The organism is Sphingobacterium sp. UBA2610 (genome assembly GCF_002339225.1).
Classification (GTDB): Bacteria; Bacteroidota; Bacteroidia; order Sphingobacteriales; family Sphingobacteriaceae; genus Sphingobacterium; species Sphingobacterium multivorum.
The window spans coordinates 490,006-510,750 of sequence record NZ_DDKA01000019.1 but is presented as its reverse complement, the minus strand read 5'-3'; the positions used below and the strand labels follow the sequence as shown (position 1 = coordinate 510,750).

The 20,745-nt window shown below is 38.5% G+C and carries 19 protein-coding genes; 4 read left to right on the top strand and 15 right to left on the bottom strand.

Annotated features, from left to right (window positions below; all coding sequences use genetic code 11):
- Positions 1 to 644: 644 nt before the first annotated feature.
- Positions 645 to 1,031 (bottom strand): SRPBCC domain-containing protein, encoded by a 387-nt coding sequence (locus B4Z47_RS14835; protein ID WP_070560908.1) that lies wholly within the window; start codon positions 1,029 to 1,031, stop codon positions 645 to 647.
- A gap of 88 nt (positions 1,032 to 1,119) precedes the next feature.
- Here B4Z47_RS14835 and B4Z47_RS14830 point away from each other — a divergent pair, with 88 nt between their 5' ends.
- The gene (locus tag B4Z47_RS14830; protein ID WP_070560910.1) at positions 1,120 to 2,487 is read left to right on the top strand and encodes a methyltransferase RsmF C-terminal domain-like protein; all 1,368 of its coding nucleotides are present in this window, start codon (positions 1,120 to 1,122) and stop codon (positions 2,485 to 2,487) included.
- Between the two features lie 45 nt (positions 2,488 to 2,532).
- On the opposite strand, the gene coaBC is transcribed toward B4Z47_RS14830, so the two are convergent.
- The 3 genes from coaBC to B4Z47_RS14815 are packed head-to-tail and all read right to left on the bottom strand — an operon-like array spanning position 2,533 to position 4,982.
- Positions 2,533 to 3,729 (bottom strand): bifunctional phosphopantothenoylcysteine decarboxylase/phosphopantothenate--cysteine ligase CoaBC, encoded by a 1,197-nt coding sequence (gene coaBC / locus B4Z47_RS14825; protein WP_070560911.1) that lies wholly within the window; start codon positions 3,727 to 3,729, stop codon positions 2,533 to 2,535.
- 10 nt (positions 3,730 to 3,739) lie between these two features.
- Positions 3,740 to 4,069: a DNA-directed RNA polymerase subunit omega gene (locus B4Z47_RS14820; RefSeq protein ID WP_046671627.1), complete on the bottom strand. Its 330-nt coding sequence runs from the start codon at positions 4,067 to 4,069 to the stop codon at positions 3,740 to 3,742.
- Positions 4,053 to 4,982, bottom strand: coding sequence for an outer membrane protein assembly factor BamD (locus tag B4Z47_RS14815; RefSeq protein WP_112375121.1), 930 nt, complete (start codon positions 4,980 to 4,982; stop codon positions 4,053 to 4,055). Before B4Z47_RS14815 ends, B4Z47_RS14820 begins: the two co-directional genes overlap by 17 nt.
- 242 nt (positions 4,983 to 5,224) lie before the next feature.
- On the opposite strand from B4Z47_RS14815, the gene B4Z47_RS14810 reads away from it, so the two are divergent.
- Entirely contained in the window at positions 5,225 to 5,500 is a 276-nt protein-coding gene (locus B4Z47_RS14810; RefSeq protein WP_046671629.1) for a NifU family protein, read from the top strand.
- 57 nt (positions 5,501 to 5,557) lie between these two features.
- A complete protein-coding gene (locus tag B4Z47_RS14805; RefSeq protein ID WP_070560915.1) occupies positions 5,558 to 6,205 on the top strand; it encodes a carboxypeptidase regulatory-like domain-containing protein in 648 nt (215 codons plus the stop codon).
- On the opposite strand, the gene B4Z47_RS14800 is transcribed toward B4Z47_RS14805, so the two are convergent.
- The 11 genes from B4Z47_RS14800 to polA all read right to left on the bottom strand — a co-directional run bounded on the left by B4Z47_RS14800 (position 6,202) and on the right by polA (position 19,695).
- On the bottom strand, positions 6,202 to 7,431 hold the full coding sequence (locus B4Z47_RS14800; protein WP_070560917.1) for an FtsX-like permease family protein: 1,230 nt from the start codon (positions 7,429 to 7,431) through the stop codon (positions 6,202 to 6,204). The genes B4Z47_RS14805 and B4Z47_RS14800 overlap by 4 nt on opposite strands.
- A 5-nt stretch (positions 7,432 to 7,436) precedes the next feature.
- Positions 7,437 to 8,078 (bottom strand): MBL fold metallo-hydrolase, encoded by a 642-nt coding sequence (locus tag B4Z47_RS14795; RefSeq protein WP_070560919.1) that lies wholly within the window; start codon positions 8,076 to 8,078, stop codon positions 7,437 to 7,439.
- 44 nt (positions 8,079 to 8,122) lie between these two features.
- Positions 8,123 to 8,869, bottom strand: coding sequence for a shikimate dehydrogenase family protein (locus tag B4Z47_RS14790; protein ID WP_070561041.1), 747 nt, complete (start codon positions 8,867 to 8,869; stop codon positions 8,123 to 8,125).
- A gap of 97 nt (positions 8,870 to 8,966) precedes the next feature.
- Positions 8,967 to 10,379: a tetratricopeptide repeat protein gene (locus B4Z47_RS14785; RefSeq protein ID WP_070560920.1), complete on the bottom strand. Its 1,413-nt coding sequence runs from the start codon at positions 10,377 to 10,379 to the stop codon at positions 8,967 to 8,969.
- Between the two features lie 181 nt (positions 10,380 to 10,560).
- Positions 10,561 to 11,997 (bottom strand): OmpA family protein, encoded by a 1,437-nt coding sequence (locus B4Z47_RS14780; protein ID WP_376782372.1) that lies wholly within the window; start codon positions 11,995 to 11,997, stop codon positions 10,561 to 10,563.
- Positions 11,998 to 12,194: 197 nt separating this feature from the next.
- Positions 12,195 to 13,205: an inorganic phosphate transporter gene (locus tag B4Z47_RS14775; RefSeq protein ID WP_046671636.1), complete on the bottom strand. Its 1,011-nt coding sequence runs from the start codon at positions 13,203 to 13,205 to the stop codon at positions 12,195 to 12,197.
- Between the two features lie 36 nt (positions 13,206 to 13,241).
- Positions 13,242 to 13,889: a DUF47 domain-containing protein gene (locus B4Z47_RS14770; protein WP_046671637.1), complete on the bottom strand. Its 648-nt coding sequence runs from the start codon at positions 13,887 to 13,889 to the stop codon at positions 13,242 to 13,244.
- A 90-nt stretch (positions 13,890 to 13,979) separates the two neighbouring features.
- Complete coding sequence (locus B4Z47_RS14765) at positions 13,980 to 15,017, bottom strand: sensor histidine kinase (RefSeq protein ID WP_070560922.1); 1,038 nt, start codon at positions 15,015 to 15,017, stop codon at positions 13,980 to 13,982.
- Positions 15,018 to 15,080: 63 nt separating this feature from the next.
- A complete protein-coding gene (locus B4Z47_RS14760) occupies positions 15,081 to 15,734 on the bottom strand; it encodes a phosphatidylserine decarboxylase family protein (RefSeq protein ID WP_070560924.1) in 654 nt (217 codons plus the stop codon).
- Positions 15,735 to 15,758: 24 nt separating this feature from the next.
- Positions 15,759 to 16,889: a toxin-antitoxin system YwqK family antitoxin gene (locus B4Z47_RS14755; RefSeq protein WP_070560926.1), complete on the bottom strand. Its 1,131-nt coding sequence runs from the start codon at positions 16,887 to 16,889 to the stop codon at positions 15,759 to 15,761.
- Between the two features lie 4 nt (positions 16,890 to 16,893).
- Entirely contained in the window at positions 16,894 to 19,695 is a 2,802-nt protein-coding gene (polA, locus tag B4Z47_RS14750; RefSeq protein WP_070560928.1) for a DNA polymerase I, read from the bottom strand.
- 106 nt (positions 19,696 to 19,801) lie between these two features.
- Here polA and rsgA point away from each other — a divergent pair, with 106 nt between their 5' ends.
- Positions 19,802 to 20,722, top strand: a complete 921-nt coding sequence (rsgA, locus tag B4Z47_RS14745) for a ribosome small subunit-dependent GTPase A (protein ID WP_070560929.1) — start codon at positions 19,802 to 19,804, stop codon at positions 20,720 to 20,722.
- Positions 20,723 to 20,745: the final 23 nt, after the last annotated feature.

Below are 20,745 nucleotides of genomic sequence, written 5' to 3'. Positions count from 1 at the left end.
TGGAAACAGTCAAGGGCTTCTTGCGTTTAGATACCTGCCTGTACTTCCCTGTACAAGCTATTGCATATCTGCCGTACCCCCCGACCGGCGCTGTTCCGCAGCAGTGTGACGCATCGTTATAGCCAGCATTTATTGTAAATCAAATATTCGGCGGTCACTACACAAGCTACTTGTAATCACTAGCAGCATGTCCTGTCTCAGCTATTACCCCAATGGTTTACGGATGTGAGAAAGTCTCGGTTTTTGGATATATCATTCGTATTTCTATTAGATAGGATTGAAAACTTTTTAACACCATAATTTTCGCTGTTGCCGATTTTATGTTGTAAGATTGCTACACCTTTGCCTGTAAAGGATGAATATATCGGCAGGAGCTTTGAGTTTGGTGTTTGAAACTATTGTGGGATATTTTATATGTATGAAGATTGGGATTAAAGGAGCATATAGAAATTATAATCCGTTCTATTTGAGATATTGAAACGACTCACATGTTGTATAATAGTGAAATATCAATTATTATATATTGGAAAGTGGAAAGTCGGGCACAGTAAGGAGGTATCTGTATTGCCAACGGTCTATATGGAATACAAATACCTGATGTTCTTGGCTATTACACTATACCCTGGAAGAATAGCTGCATTGCTTTAATCTTCTTCTGTATAAAAGTCGATCAACGAGGAAATATAAGGGTCTTCCCATCCATCCGAGATATTTTCAAAGTCTTCATCCGGTATATTTGTCTGCCTAATTTCCAAGGATGTCCCTTTTTTATGTTCATGCAGCTTTAATGTAACAATCGAAGGGTTGTCTGTTTCACCGAAGTACCATTCTTGCACAATTTTTGTCGAAGGTTCCAGTTCCAAGAATCGGCCAGTTATAGCACCATCCCATAAGGAGAATTCTCCGTTGATAGTAGCGTCTATGGACACTAGGTCTCCTGTCCAAAGACGAGCGGTAATTTCGGTCGTTAATGCAAGATACAGCTCCTCTGGAGTTGCAGGAATAATAGCATATTTCTTGAATTCTTTCATGATGCAAAGTTACTCTTTCTTGTAATTTACCACTTATTTTGACTTCATTTTTATTTATCTTAATTTTATCGCAAACTATTAGGACAACATGAGTAATTTTCTGCCAAATTCTTTAGTGAAAAAGTTAGGAGTGAATCCATTATTTGATACTGATGCATTTATTAAGATACATGAAGAAGGTATTCGGGCGACGGCAATACGCCTAAACCCTAATAAATTAGAAGATTGTCCGTTTCCTAATGCAGAACAAGTTCCTTGGTGTCATGTGGCTTATTATCTTCAGGATCGTCCAGTGTTTACGTTAGATCCTTTATTTCATGCTGGAGCATACTATCCACAAGATGCTTCTTCCATGTTCATAGATCATATTATTCGAAGTTTGAAGTTAAATGAAAGGAGTGTTCGGGCGTTGGACTTATGCGCCGCTCCAGGAGGAAAGTCTACTTTATTAAACAGTAGTTTGCATCCGGAATCGCTCTTGGTTGCAAATGAAATTATTAAAACTAGGGTTACCGTCCTGCAAGATAACTTAATGAAATGGGGAAATGCTAACACAGTAACGACAAATAATGATCCTGCAGCGTTTAATCGCCTTCCAGGATACTTCGATTTGATGGTTGTTGATGCCCCATGTTCTGGATCTGGAATGTTTAGAAAAGATACCGATGCCATCGATGAATGGTCCGAAGCTAATGTTAAGCTTTGTAGCGAAAGACAACAGCGAATTTTGGCTGAAAGCTTGGCGACTTTAAATAAGGGCGGATATTTGTTCTATTCAACGTGTTCTTATTCTCCGGAAGAAAATGAAGATATTGTCGATTGGTTACTGGATAGCGGTGATTTCGAATCTATTGAAATAGCTATTGAAGAGCATTGGGGAATTGATCATACAAGTTCTAATAAGCATCGTGCACACGGTTATCGATTTTACCCGCATAAATTAGGTGGAGAGGGCTTTTTTATTGCTGTCCTTAAGAAGATTGGCGAACAGGAAACGCTCAATAGAAAGCGAATTAAACCCGAAAAATCAGAGGTACCTAGAGGAATTCTAGATAATTGGATTTCGGATAGTGCCAGTTTTCATACTTTTCTTCATCATGAGGATGTATATGTTTTTCCAAAAATGTATGAACATGATCTAAAGTATCTCCAAAATGTACTTTATCTTAAGAATGCGGGAACTAATGTTGGGAAACTTAACAGAAAGGAGCTAATACCAAGCCATGCGCTGGCTTTGAGCATTCATTTGACCAAAGACTTCCAATTGGTGGAATTGTCGCTTGAGGATGCCCGCAATTATCTTAGAAAGGAAAATATAGCTGTGGATACGATTGGCGAAAATATTCAAGGATGGGCCATAGCAAGTTTTCAAGGTAAACCTTTGGGCTGGATGAAGGTATTGACCAACCGAATAAACAACTATTATCCAAAGGAATTGAGGATTGCAAATTTATAAGAGCTGGAGACATTGTACTCCAAGGGTAGTATATATAAAATTTGCTTAGGATAGGCTCACGATAATTGAGCAGATATCTTTAGCAACTTCTTCTTTCGATTTTAGGCTAAACTCACGGGTATTTCCAGACCGATCGATTATAGTGACTTTATTGGTATCCGTGGCAAAGCCGGCACCTTTATCTTGCATGGAATTGAGCACAATAAAATCCAGGTTTTTTCGAACCAATTTGTCTTTTGCATTTTCGAGTTCATTATTGGTTTCCAATGCAAACCCAACGAGTAACTGGTTTTCTTTCTTTTTGGCACCTAAAGTAGCTAGAATATCGGCGGTTTTCGTCAGCGCGATAGCGAATTCGTTTTCTTTCTTTTTTATTTTTTGGGTAGCGACTTCAACTGGAGTGTAGTCTGCCACAGCAGCGCTCATCACAACAATATCTGCTGCTTCAAAATATTCTTCGCAGGCGCTCAGCATCTCAGCTGCCGAGGTAACTGAAATCGTATAGACGCGCTCGGGTAATTTCAGGGCAGTCGGTCCCGATACTAGCGTGACGTCTGCGCCAAGTTCTTCAAGTTCTTTGGCGATGGCATAGCCCATTTTTCCACTTGAATGATTGCCAATGAAGCGGACTGGGTCTATAGCTTCATAAGTAGGGCCAGCTGATACTAATGCTTTCTTTCCTGCTAAGGGCAGTCCTCGCTCCGAAAATTTAACTAAGAAATCCATTATTTCTTCCGGCTCCGCCAAACGCCCCTCACCCACTAGACCACTTGCCAGTTCCCCTTTTCCCGGAGGAATGAGGATATTGCCATAAGAACTAAGCTTATTAATATTGGACTGTGTTGAAGGGTGTTTCCACATATCTAAATCCATTGCTGGAGCGAATAGTACTGGACATTTTGCTGATAGATACACGGCTGTTAAGAGGTTATCGCAAAACCCATTGGCCATTTTGGCCAAGGTATTTGCCGTTGCTGGTGCGACTAAAATATAATCTGCATTTAAAGCAATTTCGACATGATTGTTCCATTCCCCGGTATTCGGCTGATAATAATCTATTAAAACGGGGGTTTTGGAGAGTGTGGAAAGCGTAAGCGGGGTAATAAAGGCTGTCGCTTCTTTTGACATGACTACGTTAACTTTGGCTTCCGCTTTTACCAAAAGGCGGATAAGGGATGCAATCTTGTATGCGGCAATACTGCCGCATACAGCAATTACAATATTTTTCCCAGCTAAAGCCATTGTTTAAGTATTAGTCCTGCTCTTTTGAAGGATTTCTGTAGTACACTTTATCGTGTAAAAATTCATCAATAGCAACCAAAGTAGGCTTTGGCATACGCTCGTAATGTTTTGAAATCTCTATTTGTTCACGGTTTTCGAATACCTCTTCCAAGTTATCGTTGTTGCTCGCGAATTCAGCAAGTTTTCCATTCAATTCTTCTTTAATATCTACTGCAATTTGGTTCGCGCGTTTAGAAATAACTACAATAGATTCATAGAGATTGTCAGTGCCTTTGTCCAATTGTCTCAAGTCACGTGTGACTGTAGAGTTTGGAACTGAATTGTTATTTTTTTGACTCATCTTTTTGGGTATTTTCTTTTTCTTTTTTCGCCTTTTGTTCTTTAATATACACTTCCTGCTCCGCAACGGCCTTATTATAATCCTTCACTTGAGAGAGGGCGGTTTTAATCCCTTTTTCAGAATTCTCACGAAGAGATTCTGCCTCTTTCATATGTTTGCTATTCGGAAAATTACTTGCGAAGCTACGGTAATAATCCAAGGCATCATCAAATCTGCTTTCTTGTTTCAGGAAGAAACTTTTTGACGCATAGATGTATTGTGCTTTTAAGGTTAAAAACTCAATCTCTTCTGCGTATTTTGTATCAGGGTATTCTTTTAATACATTCTGTAATGCGATGACAGCTGCCCTATAATCATCCGTAAGACCCATGTCATAATACAGTCTTGCATTAGCAAATGCTTTAAGCTCAAGTTTATCTCTTAATTTCTGAATAAGATCTGCGGCTTCTTTGGACCGTTCCGATTCGGGATAGAGATTGACGAAGAGTTGTAATGCATCAATTGCCTTTCTTGTATTTGCTTGATCTAACGTCGATCTCGGAGAATCCAAGTAATAACAATAGGCATGCATAAAGCGACATTCCTCTGCTCTTGCACTATTTGGATAAACATCCGCAAAATCTTTAAAGTGAAATGCTGCAGATGTATAATCTTTCAGACGGTAGTTGGCAAATGCCAAATAATAGTAAATATTTTCTGCTTCAGCTTGTCCACGGAATTTGGTCCGCAAGTCATCAAACAAAACTAACGCCTTTGTATATTTCTTTTTCTCATAAAGTTTTACGGCCTCTTCGTACTTTTGAGCGATGTTATTGCTTGCGCGCAATTTCTCAAATTTACTTTTACAGCCAGTAAATACCAATAGAAACATCATGCCGGCACAGATAGCCGCTATACGCCTATTTAAAAACATTTTACAAAGATAAGTGAATTTGTTATACTAATCAATTAAATTTTACTGCGCAATATAGTTTAATAATTATTTGATCGCAAAAACAACATTTCTTATTAACATTCTTTAACTCGATTGTAGCTTGGAAGAGGGTATATTGTCATATACTTGTTGTTTTTCCAATGGTAGCGAAGCCTAAAAATACACATTTTAAAATATTTGATTATCTTTACATATTACAATCATTGAATAGCATTAAGAGTATGACTTTAAAAGAAAAAGTTGAGCAAGCATTAGATACCTTGAGACCATATTTGGAGACTGATGGCGGAAATGTGAGTGTTGAAGAGATTACAGCGGATAATGTCGTGCGTTTAAAATTATTGGGAGCATGTGCTTCATGTTCAATGAGCATTATGACCTTTAAAGCTGGTTTAGAGCAGGCAATTAAGAAAGCTGTTCCTGAAATTACAGCAGTAGAGGCTATTAATTTAACAGATCCAGATTCCCCAGAAGCAACTTTACCCTCTGTTAATTAGTTTTTCTATTAACACAATTTAACGGCTAGTTCGGCTACTTTTGTTTAAATTTGTTCTATGAAGTTGCTGGTTTCTATATTATTTGCTGTATTTATACTTTTTTGTTCCGCTGCATTACAAGCGCAGGAAAGGAAAATTATTCAATATTCCGGTATCGTAACAACGGTTGGGTCTGGACTTCCTGTAGGTTATGCGACTGTCACTAATTTATCTTTCCGAAATGAAGCATTTGCTGCAAATAACGAGGGCTATTTCTCTTTTGTGGCACATGTAGGCGATACAATTCGTTTTACCTCTGTCGGTTTTGATCCTTTAGTTGTCACTATTCCTGAGGTTTCTGGAGATAAATATACCGCAAATATCATTATGCAAAATCTAGTGACGGAACTTCCGATGGTAACGCCCTATCCTTGGGCAAGTATAGAAGAGTTTAACATTGCATTTATGAATCTAGACGTTTCCGAAGATAACATCGTTAGAGTAAGAAGATCCTTGTCGTATGAGTCCTTGTCTGCAATGGCAGCTGTAATACCACGTGACGGAAATGAAATGCGTTCAATTAATAATGCGCAGAGCTTTAATACCATGAATAATAAAGTCATCAACCAACGTTATGCTAATCCATTGTTAAATCCTTTTGCATGGGGCAGTTTAATCCAACAGATTACAAAAGGAAGTCAAAGCCGAAAAAGTTCAAGTTATTAATCAGTCGATTTCAGTTTATTGAGTTCTCTCACACTTAATTTAGCGGAGAAATAGGAAACTAGACCAGAGATGCCAATGACTGTTATGAATACTAAAATGTAATCACTCCACTTACTTACCATAGGGTAGCTGTCAATAATGGTATTCGCTCCATCTTCTACACGAATGATTCCATAGACTGACTGAATATAGTTGAATATGCCGCCTATCAATAGACCTAATACACAACCGATAATAGCGATCATAAGACCTTCATAAAAGAAGATACGTTGAATTAGATTATCAGCCCCACCCAAACCTTTCAGGATCGTCATATCCTTTTGTTTGTCCAGTACAAGCATGGTTAAGGAACCTACAATATTAAAGATTGCAATCACACTGATTAAGGTCAGGATAAAGAAGACGACCCAGCGTTCAACACGTACATTTTTATATAAGGTGGGGTTTTGTTTTTCCCTATTCTTTACAATATAATCTGGTCCTATTTTCTTTTGTAATGTCTGCCCAAATAAGTTGACATCTATACCATCTTTTAGGTAAAATTCGATCGATGAAACGCGGTCATATTCTCCGAGAACCTCTTTAGCAAATGAAATCGGTGTAATTATCAAATTGTCAAAATCTTGTTGATAGCGCATTACCCCTACAGGAGTTATGGATCGGATGTTGAACTCTTCAGCAGGATTGGAGGAATTTTTTACCCCTTTTCTCGGTGAATACACTTGAATTTGTCCCGAAGAGTTCTGCATAGGAATCGCCAGATTTGCCTGTACGCTAGCCCCTAGAATTGCGAGGTTAGTCGAGTCATGAGTAAGTTTGTATTGGCCATCTACGAGGATACTGTCTCCGGTCTTCTTACTTAGCGATTGAGGTTCGACACCTTTTATATTTGCAATAAATTGTCTATTTGAATATTGTAACAATACCTTCTCTTGTAGAACCTCCGTATAATGAACCACATTAGAATCTTTTCGTAATTCGCTGAAGATAGCCTGTTTGCTATCAAAAAGTTTGCCTTTCTTGGGTTCAATCTTCAGCTCAGGAGCAAACTTACTGTACATGGATAGTATCAGCTGTTCCATTCCATTGAATGATGATAACAAAATGATTAATGCGGCACTACTTACCATTACGCCAATCACACTAATTGAAGAGATGATATTAATGGCATTAACTGATTTCTTAGAAAACAGATATCTTTTTGCAAATAGAAATGGCAGGTTCATGACTTTTATCCTTGGATAAATGGATTAGAATTTTTTTCGAAGCCAATCGTAGTCGATGGGCCATGCCCCGGATAGACGATCGTGTCGTCGGGCAAGGTATAAAGTTTTGTTTTTATGCTATCCAAAAGCTGCTGGTGATTTCCCCCAGGAAGATCAGTACGGCCAATGCTATTGCGAAATAGAACATCTCCTCCGATCAAGAATTTTTGATCAGCTGAATATAAGCAAATATGTGCAGGGGAATGTCCAGGCGCAAGAATGACCGTTAGCTCATCATCATCTAAATGAATGGTATCATCCTCATTTAGAAATGTTTCCCCAATTGGGGAAATGTCATATCGGATGCCCATTTGAGGAGCATAATTCTGAACCGCTACTAAAATTGGTACCTCACCTTCGTGAAACTGCGGAAGCAAGCCAAATTTTTCATGGACAAAACTATTCCCCAATACATGGTCAATATGACAGTGTGTATTTAATAGGAGTGTCGGCTTGAGTTTATTGTTTGCGATGAAAGCTAGGAGTTCTTGCTGATCTTGCTCGCCGTACATCCCAGGATCAATGATAATGGCATTTCCTGACTCGTTATAAAGTAGATAAGTATTCTCCTGATAGGGATTGAAAGTGAATGTTTTGATCGTAAGCATAGTGGTAAAATTACAGTTTTTATTGATTTCTTACTATTGAAAGGTCAACTATTCCAGATTTCCCAGTTTTTTTCTGCTTGTAGAACCAACATTTCATACCCGTTTTTGATTCTGGCACCTTTTTCTTTGCTTTTTCGAAGAAACGTTGTTTCCTCTGGGTTGTATATGAGATCATAACAGAGGTGATTCTCAGTTAAGAATTCGTAAGGAATTTTCGGATATTCTGCTGTATTGGGAAATGTACCAACCGGTGAACAGTTGATAATCAAAGTATGGTCAGCTAGGATAGCACGATCAATTTCATCATAAGTGAGCTGGCCTGCCTGTTTGGTTCTGCTTACTAAAGTATGTGTTATTCCAAGTTGATTCAGGGCATAAATGACAGCTTTTGCAGCGCCCCCATTACCTAAAATCAAAGCCTTCTTATCCGCTTGGGGATTTAATAGCGGCTTTAGCGATGCCTCAAAACCATAGGCATCTGTATTGTAGCCTTTAAGATGTGTTATGCCATCTGATGTATGGCTGATTCGAATACAGTTTACAGCTTGTATTGCATGAGCTTCTTCCGAGAGCTCATCCAAATAATCCATAACCTCTATCTTATAGGGAATGGTCACATTGACACCGTAAAAGTCTTTATTGGAAGCAATTATTGTAAAATCGGCTATTTGAGCAAGTGGATATAAATCATAATCCACATCGGTAATACCCTCTTGATGAAATTTTTCTAGATAATATTTTTTTGAAAAAGAATGCCCTAACGGGTATCCTATTAAGCCTAATTTTTTCATTTGAATTGCGAAAAGTACGTTGTGGGAACAGGAATATATTTTCAATTTTAATATCCGGTCATTGCTATGCAATGACCGGATATGAGCCTCTAACATGTTAATCTTTCGGCTTTGTATATTTTTTTACAATTTCAGTAATAATCTGATTCCCTTGTAGCTGTGGAAGGTAATCAAAAAGAATATGATGCTTATCGGGATCCGTCGCCAGACCAAGCTCTAAAAAGTTCAGCGCTTCATTGTATTGTCCATTGGCAAATAGATAAGCAACCACACGATAGTACAGCTCTGCAGCATTTGGATTTTGTGTGATGGCATCGGATATTACATCAATGGCTTCTTCAATTTTACTTTGTTCAAATAGAATGGAGGAATAATCGAGCCACGCATCTATATCTGTTGGGTTCAAAGCGACTACCTTTTTATAGGCTTCTTCTGCAAGATCTATTTGTTGTAGTTTGTATCGGGCATCGGCAATCGCAAACCAGTAATCGGGGTTTGTATCTTCCAGCTCCAATGCTTTTTTATAGAAATGAAGAGATTCAAAATAACGCTCTTCGAAATCTAAGGTGACCCCAATACCGAACCAGGCATCAGCAAGCTCCGCATCTAATTTGACTGCTTTTTTATAATAATTGCGGGCTTCCTCCATCTGCTCAAGTTTCTCATAACATTCGCCAATCGCACAATAGGTATCAGCACTTGGTTGCTCATATTCAAATGTTTGTTTGTATACGTCCAATGCTTCCTGATAGCGATCTAGATTAACAAGAGCGTTCCCCTTATTGAAATAAGCTGAAGAAAAGTCTTCTTTAATTAATATAGCATAGTCATAAGCATCCAGAGCTTCCTCAAACCGGCTTATTTTATGGTAAGAATTTCCTAGATTATACCAAGCATAATAGGAGTATGGGTCTGAATCAATGTACTTCTTATAAAAGGAGATACTTTCTTCCTGTCTATCCAATATATCATAACAATAGGCCAATTCATAGAGTGCTTCTTGGTAATCCATATTGAGCTCAAGTGCTTTCTTTAGATAAATTATTGCTTTGTCATAATTCATTTGCGCTTGAAAGATCATCGCAATATGGAAGTAGACTTCATCTTTATTATCTAATAGCGGAAGTGCCTTGAAGAGTTGTCCCAAAGCATTATCAAACTGGCCGATACTGCCTAATATGCCACCGCGGATCAAGAAGATGTCTCCTTCTGAAGCTTCCAATAATTCCGCTTTATCAAGCGCTGCAAGTGCATTCTGATATTGTTGAATCGTTGAAAACAGTTGTGCCTGTTTCAATAGGAAGGTAATATCAAAAGGGTGTTGGCTGATCGCATATTCGGTAACCTGTAGGGCCTTAACAGGGTCATTTTTTTCAGCGTAGTAATCAATAATTCCTTCAAAAGCCTTGGAGTCAAAAAAATACTGATCCTCGTTTCGAAGCATTTCCTCATATCTGTCCACCGAGATTTTTCTTTCTTCGGGGTTTTCAAATTCAAAATCCTCTTCCATTCTCAAAAGTTTAAAACCAGTATTCTGTTCTTTAATTCAAAATACTAATTTCTTATCTAATTTGTTCGAACTAATTTTCCACAAATCGGATATCCTCCACAAAGTTAAGGATAAATACGGGTAAAATAAAAAAGCCGGCTTTAAAGCCGGCTTCTAATATAATGGTATAAGTTATATACGATTATTTTTTGATCTCAACACGACGGTTTTGAACACGACCTTCTTCAGTAGCATTAGATGCAACTGGGTTTTTCTCTCCGTAACCGTTAGCAGTGATGCTTGATGAAGAAACACCAGCGTTTACTAAATATTGTTTTACAGAGTTCGCACGGTCTTTAGATAAAGTCACGTTATAAGCTTCAGAACCTTCAGCAGAAGCATAACCATCTAATTGTACAGATGAATTGTTATCACGTAACTCTTTAGCCAATTTGTCTAATGTAGAGTAAGATGAAGTTTTCAATACTGAGCTATCAAATTCGAATTGAATTGGAGCGTAGTAACCGTTAGAAGTAACGTTGTTAGCAACTGGCTCTGGGAATTTGATTGGACATCCTGAACCATCTACTGGAGTACCAGCTGGAGTACCAGGACATTTGTCAAATTTATCAGATACACCGTCACCATCAGCGTCAGCGCTTAATGTGTTAACAGTACCTTCTAAAGTGCTTACACGTTGTTTCAACGCTTCAACTTCGTTTCTCAATGAAGGATCTTTCAACTCATCATACAATGTAGCAACTGGGTTAGCAAAAGTCAAGTTTTGTTTGTCTTTCGAACCTAAAGTGAATTCTAAACCAGCCATCACTGTAGAGAATTTACCTTTGTAATCTGTACGAGCGGGACCATATAATAAGTTATCATCAGTAAAGTTCATTGTATAACCTAAATTCAAGGCAACAACTTCTGATAATTTGAATTTAGCACCAACACCTACAGGAACGAAAGCCGTTAATTTGTTATCACGGTCACCTTTGAATTCACGGTCACCGAAGATTTCAGATCCCCAATTACCTTTATTGTTATAAACCTCTGTTCCAGAAAAGTCTTCATTTCCAAATTGAACAGGATTATTAGCCAATACTCCTAAACCTACTTTAGCGTAGAAGTTAACCGCATTTTCTCTTCTTAAGAAATCAATAGTTCCTAATTGAAATACACCATTAATGCTAGCTGCCCAATTTACATCAGTTTGTGCAGATTTAGCAACACCATTACGATTAGTTCCAGAACCAGCTTCAAATCCGTTAAATCCGTCAAGAGCTTTGTTGTAAGTTTTGATCTTACCACGGTTTGCTTCTAATTCTAAACCAAAAGTGTGAGAGAATTGTTTACGCACTGTCAAACCATAATACTCGCCTACTTTATTTTGGAAGTAACCTACTTTCTGTCCAAAGGCATTAGATCCAGGAAGAATGGTATTAGGTGTAGTGATACCACCTTGAACTCCGATAGACCAAGTTCTGTATTGTGATCTACCACCGAATACTTGTTGAGCTTGTGCTGTACCAGCGAAACCTAAAGCGGCAACTAATGTAGCAGCAACTGCTGTTTTTTTAATTGTAGAATAGTTCATACTCTTGTTTTTAAGGTTATTATTAATTTTAATTGTTTTCAAATTTAATTATCGTATTAACACATGGAATAGTACAATTGCCGTGCCAAAGTCTTAAAGTTATGTTAAAATTTTGTTTTTGCTATATTTTGTACTAAATTAAGTATTTAATGTGAAACAACAAAACAAAAATCCGGTACGAAAGTACCAAATTTTTGTTTTGTTTCAATAGGTTTAAGAAAAAAATTAAGTATTTTTTTCTAAAGCAAATAATGTACGACCAATAACGACAACGCGCCCAACAAAGCTGAAACCGGAATGGTTAATATCCAAGCCCATAACAAGCTGATTGTTACCCCCCAACGTACTGCTGATACACGTTTGACAACACCAACACCGATGATTGCACCTGTAATGGTATGCGTAGTTGAGGCTGGTATCCCAAAATGTTCTGTGATACCCAAGGTGACAGCTCCTGCAGATTCAGCACAAACACCTTCCAAGGGTGTTACTTTTGTAATCTTGGTTCCCATCGTTTTAACAATTTTCCACCCACCGCTCATTGTTCCGGCAGCGATTGCTGCGTAACAAGTTAATGGAATCCATTCAGGCATGTGTTCAGTCGTTGGGACATAGCCACCAGCAACCATCGCTACAAGGATAATTCCCATGACTTTCTGCGCATCATTACCTCCATGTGCAAAGCTCAAGGCGGCAGAAGAAACAAGTTGCAATATCTTGAACCATTTTTCGGCAACACTTGGACGGGAGTTTTTTGCCAGGTTGATTACAATCAATGTGATGATAACCGATATCGTCATACCTATAATAGGGGCCAGTACGATAAATGCAATAATCTTTAAGGTTGCATCAATATTGATGGCGTGGATAGGATCTGCGCCAAGAATAAAAGCGTATGCCATACCCGATCCTGCAAAACCTCCAATAAGTGTATGGGATGAACTGGATGGCACACCATAGTACCAGGTAAATAAGTTCCAACCGATTGCTGCAAGTAACCCCGCAAAAATAACTTCTAAGGTAATGTATTCTTCCAATACTGTTTTTGCAATGGTATTGGCTACTTTATGATCTGTAAAGTAGAAGTAAGCTGCAAAGTTGAATATCGCAGCCCATAAAACGGCCATTGCTGGCGTTAAAACTTTTGTTGATACAACTGTCGCAATAGAATTGGCGGCATCATGGAATCCATTGATGTAGTCAAAAGCAATCGCAAGGACAATTACAACAACGAGTAATGTTGACATCATAATCTCGTAGAATTTTTGTGCACTTAAATCGAATGATTATGCGTTTTTAACCAGAATGCTTTCTAATACGTTAGCAACATCCTCACATTTATCGGTTGCATCTTCCATTGCAGATAACACTTCCTTGTGTTTAATTAATGAAATTGCATCTTTTTCAAATTCAAAAAGGTCAGCTACAGCTTTATCGAAAATATAATCCGCTTTGTTTTCTACGCTATTGATGCGAACACATGAATCCGTAATATTGCGGATATTTTTCAAATCTCTAAGCTCATGAATAGCTTTTGATACATGTTCTGTAGCTTCGACTAGTAAGTCAGCAATTTCAATCATTGGCTCGGTGGCCTTTTCAACCTTGTAAAGGTCCATTCTATTGGCGGCTCCATGGATAAAATCTGCGACATCGTCCAATGAGCTTGCCAAAGAGTGTATATCTTCGCGGTCAAAAGGAGTGATAAAGTTCTTTCCCAGCTCCAAATGAATTTGATGCGTGATGTTGTCGCCTCTATGTTCCAAATCTTCCACTTTGCGTGTTAATTCCTTTTTCTTTTCAGGGTTGCTTGAGTTAACAATATCTTTTAACAACTTTGACATCTCGATCAAGTTGTTGCCGGCTTGTTCAAACAAAGGGAAGAATTTTTTATCCTTTGGAACGAAGTATTGAAAAATGCTATTTAAAGACATATCTTAAATTTATTTTTGCAAAAATAATACCTTAATGTTAAGTTAATGTTAACATTGATTTTGTTTAAACACAAAAGTGTCATCAATTGTTTAATTACCGGACTGAACTTTTTGTAAAGTAAAGCCGAATGTTGTTCCAATGCCCTCTGTACTACGCACATTTACGTTTTGCTGATGTGCTTCGACAATGTGCTTTACGATAGCCAATCCTAATCCTGATCCTCCAATATCGCGTGATCGGCTCTTATCAGTTCGAAAAAAGCGCTCGAATACACGGCTCAGATTTTTTTCTTCGATGCCATAACCGTCGTCTGTAATTTCGATAAGAACCTGTTCAAACAGTGGGAAAATCTTAATTTTCGTTGTCCCGCCCTCTTTTCCATACTTTAGGGAATTATCTATCAGGTTGTATAATACCTGATGAATTTTATTTCGGTCAGCTTTAACCCAATGGGGTGTACCCACTTTGGGTTTGAATTCTATTTTGATATTGTGTTGTTTAGCTTTGTCTTCAAGAGAGTAGGTGGTGTCTTTAATGAGGTCGACGATATCGAATTTTTCTATATTCAGGACCATTTTTCCGGATTCCAGTTTGGATATTTCATCAAGATCCTGAATCAGGTAATTTAGCCGGTCTAGATTCCGGGCAGCCTTATCTAAGAAATTCTTGGCCATTTCCATGTCTTCTTCCATCAGGCCATCTTGCAGGGTCTCAATGTAACCTTGAGTGGCAAATAAAGGCGTCTTGAATTCATGAGAAATGTTGGATAAAAACTCTCTTCGGAATTTCTCCTGTGATTTTAACTGCTCTATCTCATTTTTTTTATCTTTTGCCCATGCTTTGACTTCGTTCTCAGCATCTGTGATAGGATCCTCACTGACATGTTCTCCGATAGCATCTTTAAGATCCTTACCGAGTTTAAGGTTATGAATTAATTTATACATCGTATTGAGTCTACGATATATATATTTTTCAAATAGATAGTTAAATAGAAGGAAACTCGTTACCACAGCAACAAAGAAAATGATCAGCGCTGTCTGTAGGTCATGTTTATAATAAAAGCTGATCGTAGATATTGCAATGCCGACAGCTGCGGAGTTTGCCAGTAGTAATTGTTTAAAGTTCATTTGCAGAATAAAAAAGGCCCCTGATTTGGAGCCTAAGTTACTTATAATGATATTAATAAATTGTTAAAATTTTCCGATAATCGTTTTTGCTCCAGTAACCTTGTCACCAATGTTAACATTGATTTCAGTGCCTAAAGGAAGAAATAAATCTACGCGGGAACCGAATTTGATAAAACCAAACTCATTGCCTTGCACGACTTCGTCTTTTTCTTTTACATACCATACAATGCGGCGCGCTAAGGCTCCTGCTATTTGGCGGAAAAGAACCTCCCGACCAGCCTTATCTTTGACAACGACTGTTGTTCTTTCGTTATCTGTAGATGATTTGGGGTGCCAAGCCACCAGAAACTTACCGGGATGGTATTTAAAGAACGTGACTAAACCACTGATTGGGTTTCTGTTGACATGCACATTGACAGGAGACATAAATATAGATACCTGTATACGCTTATCATGGAAATACTCATTTTCCTCAGTTTCTTCGATAACAACAACTTTTCCATCCGCTGGACAAAGAATCACGTCATCCTGCGGGTTGACCACTTTTTTGGGACTTCTGAAAAACTGGACAACTGTAATGAATAGGAATGCTGATAGCGCATAAATAAACCATTTGGCATATTGCGGAGCGTCATAATAATCCGCAACGGCATTGATAATGAAGATAAAAAGTACAGCGATCGCTAATGTGGTGTATCCTTCTTTATGAAATTTCATATCTATTTATTTCTGCAAAGATAATTATTTACTCGAATTGTCTATTTGTCTTTCGATTTTAATTGAATGGGTATAGATTTTTCCATCGTTACCCTGTGTGATCCCACCAGACACTCTGATGAGGTCGTCTTGAGGCTGGTTGTCTTTATACGTAGGGAAATAGAAGTCAATACTTCTCGCAATACGGCTCAAAATGCCATCGAAAGATTCGTTTCCGGAATCTGATGTTAACTTGAGACTTTTTAGATTAGCCATTCCGGTTTTCTTTACTTCCACGAGGTAAGAAAAATTAACCTGCTTGGTGATATCTAGTCCGGTTTTATTGAGATTGTCATTAAAACGTTTAGTTAAGAAAGCATAAAAATTGGAATAATCATCAAAGCTGCAAGACTTACCGTTAAATAGTTCCGCTCGTATAAAATAGTCATAAGGGAGGATGCTTAGCGACATGAAATCCTCATTATTTAGGTCGCCATTGTCGTCATATGTCATTGTGAGTACACCATTTGCAAAGCGTTGTGTCATAGCATAAACGGGTTGCTGACCCACATTGTAGAAATATGTATTCCAGTTTCCCTGTGGCCTGCCGCTTTTTACCTTTCCTTTGCGTAGATAGAAATCAAACCCAAATTCAGTAAATCCTTCAAACGGAATAGAAAATTCATAATTGCCTTCGCCATTTATTACTTCCTGTTTGCCCCTGTTGTCCCAGTAATCTTTTATAAAGTAGCCTTGTTCACTATAAGTTATGGTCAATAGTGGTTTTCCGTCCGGATAGTAATATTTCCAATCACCGATCGGATGGTTATTCTGGAAATTTACTTCCCATTTCAGCACTCCATTTGGATGGAAGGCTTGAAATACGCCTTCTTTTTTGCCATCTTTATAGGAGCCAATGAGTATTCTCGCTCCATTTGGCGCAAAATCGCGAAACTCTCCGTCAAAGACTTGCTTTGCAAAATCAAATTTGCTCACACGTTCAATCGTTTTAAACTCGCACTCTTTTGAAACCAAATAATAATATTTGTCAAAATAAAAACGAATCAATCCCTGGTCTAATTTTTCATAGAATACAGGTTTTTCATCCTGTGCATACAGGTTTGTAAAGCTGCACACAGACAATAATAATAAGATATGGATGAATTTTTTTATCATAACTTTAGTGTGCTTCTAGCCAATTTTTGCCTTCTCCAATTTCTACGATCAAAGGAACACTTGTTTTTATAGCATTGGACATCTTGTCCAAAATAATTTTTTTGAATACCTCGATCTCGTCTTTAGGTACGTCAAAAACCAATTCATCGTGCACCTGCATGATCATTTTGCCTGTTAAACCTCGCTGCTCAATTTCCTTCTGAATGGCGATCATGGCAAGTTTGATCAAATCTGCCGCCGATCCTTGGATCGGAGCATTAATTGCGTTTCTTTCAGCGAATCCGCGAACGGTGATGTTTGCAGAATTGATATCTCTCAAATAACGTCTTCGTTTTAAAATTGTTTCAACGTAACCCTTCTCTTTTGCAGACTCGACGGCATCACTCATGTATTTTTTTATACCTGTATATTGGTTAAAATATTCATTGATGATATCGGATGCTTCTTTACGAGATATGCCAAGGTTTTGGGAAAGGCCAAACGCCGACTGGCCATAGATAATGCCGAAGTTAACTGCTTTCGCATTGCGACGTTGTTCAGAAGTAACGGCATCAAAATCCACATTATAGACTTTCGCGGCTGTTGCCCGGTGGATATCGTGACCTTGACTAAATGCTTCCATCATATTCTGATCTTTACTGAGTTCGGCAATCAGGCGGAGTTCAATCTGTGAATAATCGGCTGAGAGGATCACGTTGTTTTCAGATCTTGGGATAAAGGCTTTTCTGACTTCTCTCCCCCGTTCGGTACGGATCGGGATATTTTGCAAGTTCGGATTAGTTGAGCTCAGACGGCCTGTTGCGGCAACCGCTTGATTGTATGACGTATGAATGAGCCCTGTTTCTGGGTTTATCAATTCAGGTAGCGCATCAACATAGGTAGATTTGAGTTTTTGCATCTGCCTAAAGTTCAAGATATCTTGGACGATATCTGATTTATGGGCCAATGCCAATAACACATCTTCACCTGTTTTATATTGTCCCGTTTTTGTTTTTTTAGCTTTAGGATCCAGTTGCAGTTTATCGAATAAGACTTCTCCCAATTGCTTAGGGGAGGCGATATTGAAATTTACGCCCGCTTTCTCAAAGATGGATTCCTCGAGATTTTTAATGTCCTGCTCCAGTGTTTTTGAAAACTCTTCAAGTGCCGGAACATCTATTTTTACACCGTTTCGTTCAATTTCAGCGAGTATATAGACTAATGGGAATTCGACATCCTGAGCGAGCTGCATGGTGTTGGTCTCGACAAGAAGCGGGTGAAACACATTTTTTAGCTGCAGGGTAATGTCTGCATCTTCAGCAGCATATTCTTTTATTTTTTCGACTTCAACGTCGCGCATATTCCCTTGCTTCTTTCCCTTTTCACCGATAAGTTCGGTGATTGATACCGGGCTGTAATTCAGGTAATTTTCTGCAAGTACATCCATCCCGTGGCGGGTATCTGGATCAATTAGATAATGTGCAAGCATGGTGTCAAAAAGGGAACCTTGTACCTTTACACCATAGCGTGCTAATAACAAAATATCGTATTTGATGTTTTGTCCTATTTTCTCGATGTTTGGGTTTTCTAGAACTGGCTTGAAAATATCGACTATAGCTTGAGCACCCTCACGATCGGCAGGTGTTGGGACATAATACGCTTTAGCGTTTTCAAAAGAAAATGATAAGCCCACAATATCGGCAAGGTTTGCATCCAATCCTGTTGTTTCTGTGTCGAAACAAAAACTATCTAAAGACGCAAGCTGTTCGGCTAGCGCTACTTGTTTTTCCGCTGTGTCGGCCAAAACATACTCATGTGCTGTATTATGTATATTATTTATTGCGACATTTTCGACACTGATTTCAGTGACAATTTCGGTCGTGGTAATTGTCGTCGTTGTTGTCGAAAATAAATCCATTTGCCCATTTGTAGGAATGCTCTTGTCAAGTACGGAGAATTCATCGCCGAAAACTCGTTTTCCAAGTGTTCGGAATTCCAATTCTGCAAATAGTGGTTCAAGGATTTCTTTGTTTGGATCTTCCAGTTCTAGGGATTTTTCATCAAGTTCAATGGGTACATCCAATAAAATAGTGGCTAATTTTTTGGAGATAAGCCCTTGTTCTGCAAAATTCTCCACATTCTCGCGCATTTTTCCTTTAAGCTGATCCGCGTTAGCGATAATGCCTTCGACAGATCCGTATTCCTGAACAAGTTTTTTCGCTGTTTTTTCTCCAATTCCAGGTATACCAGGGATATTGTCCACGGCATCGCCCCAAAGACCAAGGATATCGATGACCTGGCAAACGTCAGAAATTTCCCATTTTTCAAGAATCTCTTTGACACCTTGTACTTCTGCTCCATTACCCATGCGTGCAGGTTTATAGATAAAGATATTTTCAGACACGAGTTGCCCGAAATCTTTATCCGGTGTCATGCAATAGACCTGAAAATCTTGCTTTTCAGCCTTTTTTGCCAGCGTACCGATAATATCGTCGGCCTCGTATCCATCCATGGTGATGATCGGAATATTGAAGCCCTCAATTAAGCGATTGATATAGGGGATAGAGGCCGCAAGGTCTTCTGGCATAGATTCGCGATGTGCTTTATAAGCTTCAAATTCAATATGTCGTGCGGTAGGTGCCGCCGTGTCGAACACTACTGCTATGTGGGAAGGTTGCTGATTTTTCAATACATCCAATAGGGTATTGGTAAATCCCATGATTGCTCCCGTATTTAACCCTGTTGAGGTAATTCGGGGAGTTTTGCTCAATGCAAAATAAGCTCTATATATAAGAGCCATTCCATCTAGAAGAAATAGTTTTTTCACAAAATTGAATTTTAGTCTCCTTACAAAGGTAAGAAATTCATCAAAGGGTAAGTTTAATAAATTTTTCCGATTTTTGTACTATGACACATTTAATGCAACAGGATTTATGAGAGGACTGGTAACTAAATCGACAGGGAGTTGGTATCAAGTTTTGGGCGAAGATGATAAAAGATACGATTGTCGTATTAAAGGAAAGTTTCGTACTAAAGGAATAAAAACGACTAATCCTGTTGCTGTGGGTGATTGGGTACATTTTGATGTGGAACCTGATCAGGAAAGTGCGGTCATTCACGAACTGGAACCTCGTCGAAATTATATCATTCGAAAATCCGTCAATCTGTCTAAGCAAACTCAAATTATCGGAGCAAACCTGGATCAAGCTTTTTTAGTGGTGACACTTGCCTCGCCGCCAACATCTTTAGGTTTTATCGATCGCTTTCTAGTAACAACGGAGGCTTACGGAATTCCTGCCGTAATTATTTTCAATAAATTGGATCTTTTTAGTGATGAGGGGTTGGAGATATTGGCAGACTATAAAGCTATTTATGAACATATTGGCTACCCCTGTTTCGAGGTTTCTGCGTTAACCGGTACCAATATCGACGTTGTCAAGCAACTGCTTAAAGATAAAATAACCTTGGTATCAGGTCATTCTGGGGTTGGCAAATCAACGTTGATCAATGCAATCGTTCCTGAATACGGGTTGAAAACTGGTGAAATCTCCGATTGGTCTGACAAAGGAAAGCATACAACTACTTTTGCTGAAATGTTTGATCTTCCTTTTGGAGGGAAGTTAATTGATACGCCTGGTATTCGTGAGTTGGGAATTGTCGATATAGAAAAACAGGAGCTATCCCATTTTTTTCCAGAGATGCGCGCGTTGATGAATCAATGTCGATTTCATAATTGCAGGCATATCAATGAACCCGGTTGTGTCATTATGGAAGCTGTGGAAGAAGGCGATATTGAGAGTTCCCGCTATGATAGCTACCTCAGTATATATCATAATGAAGATAGTAGATCTTAATCTTTATAAAAATATAGCGCCTT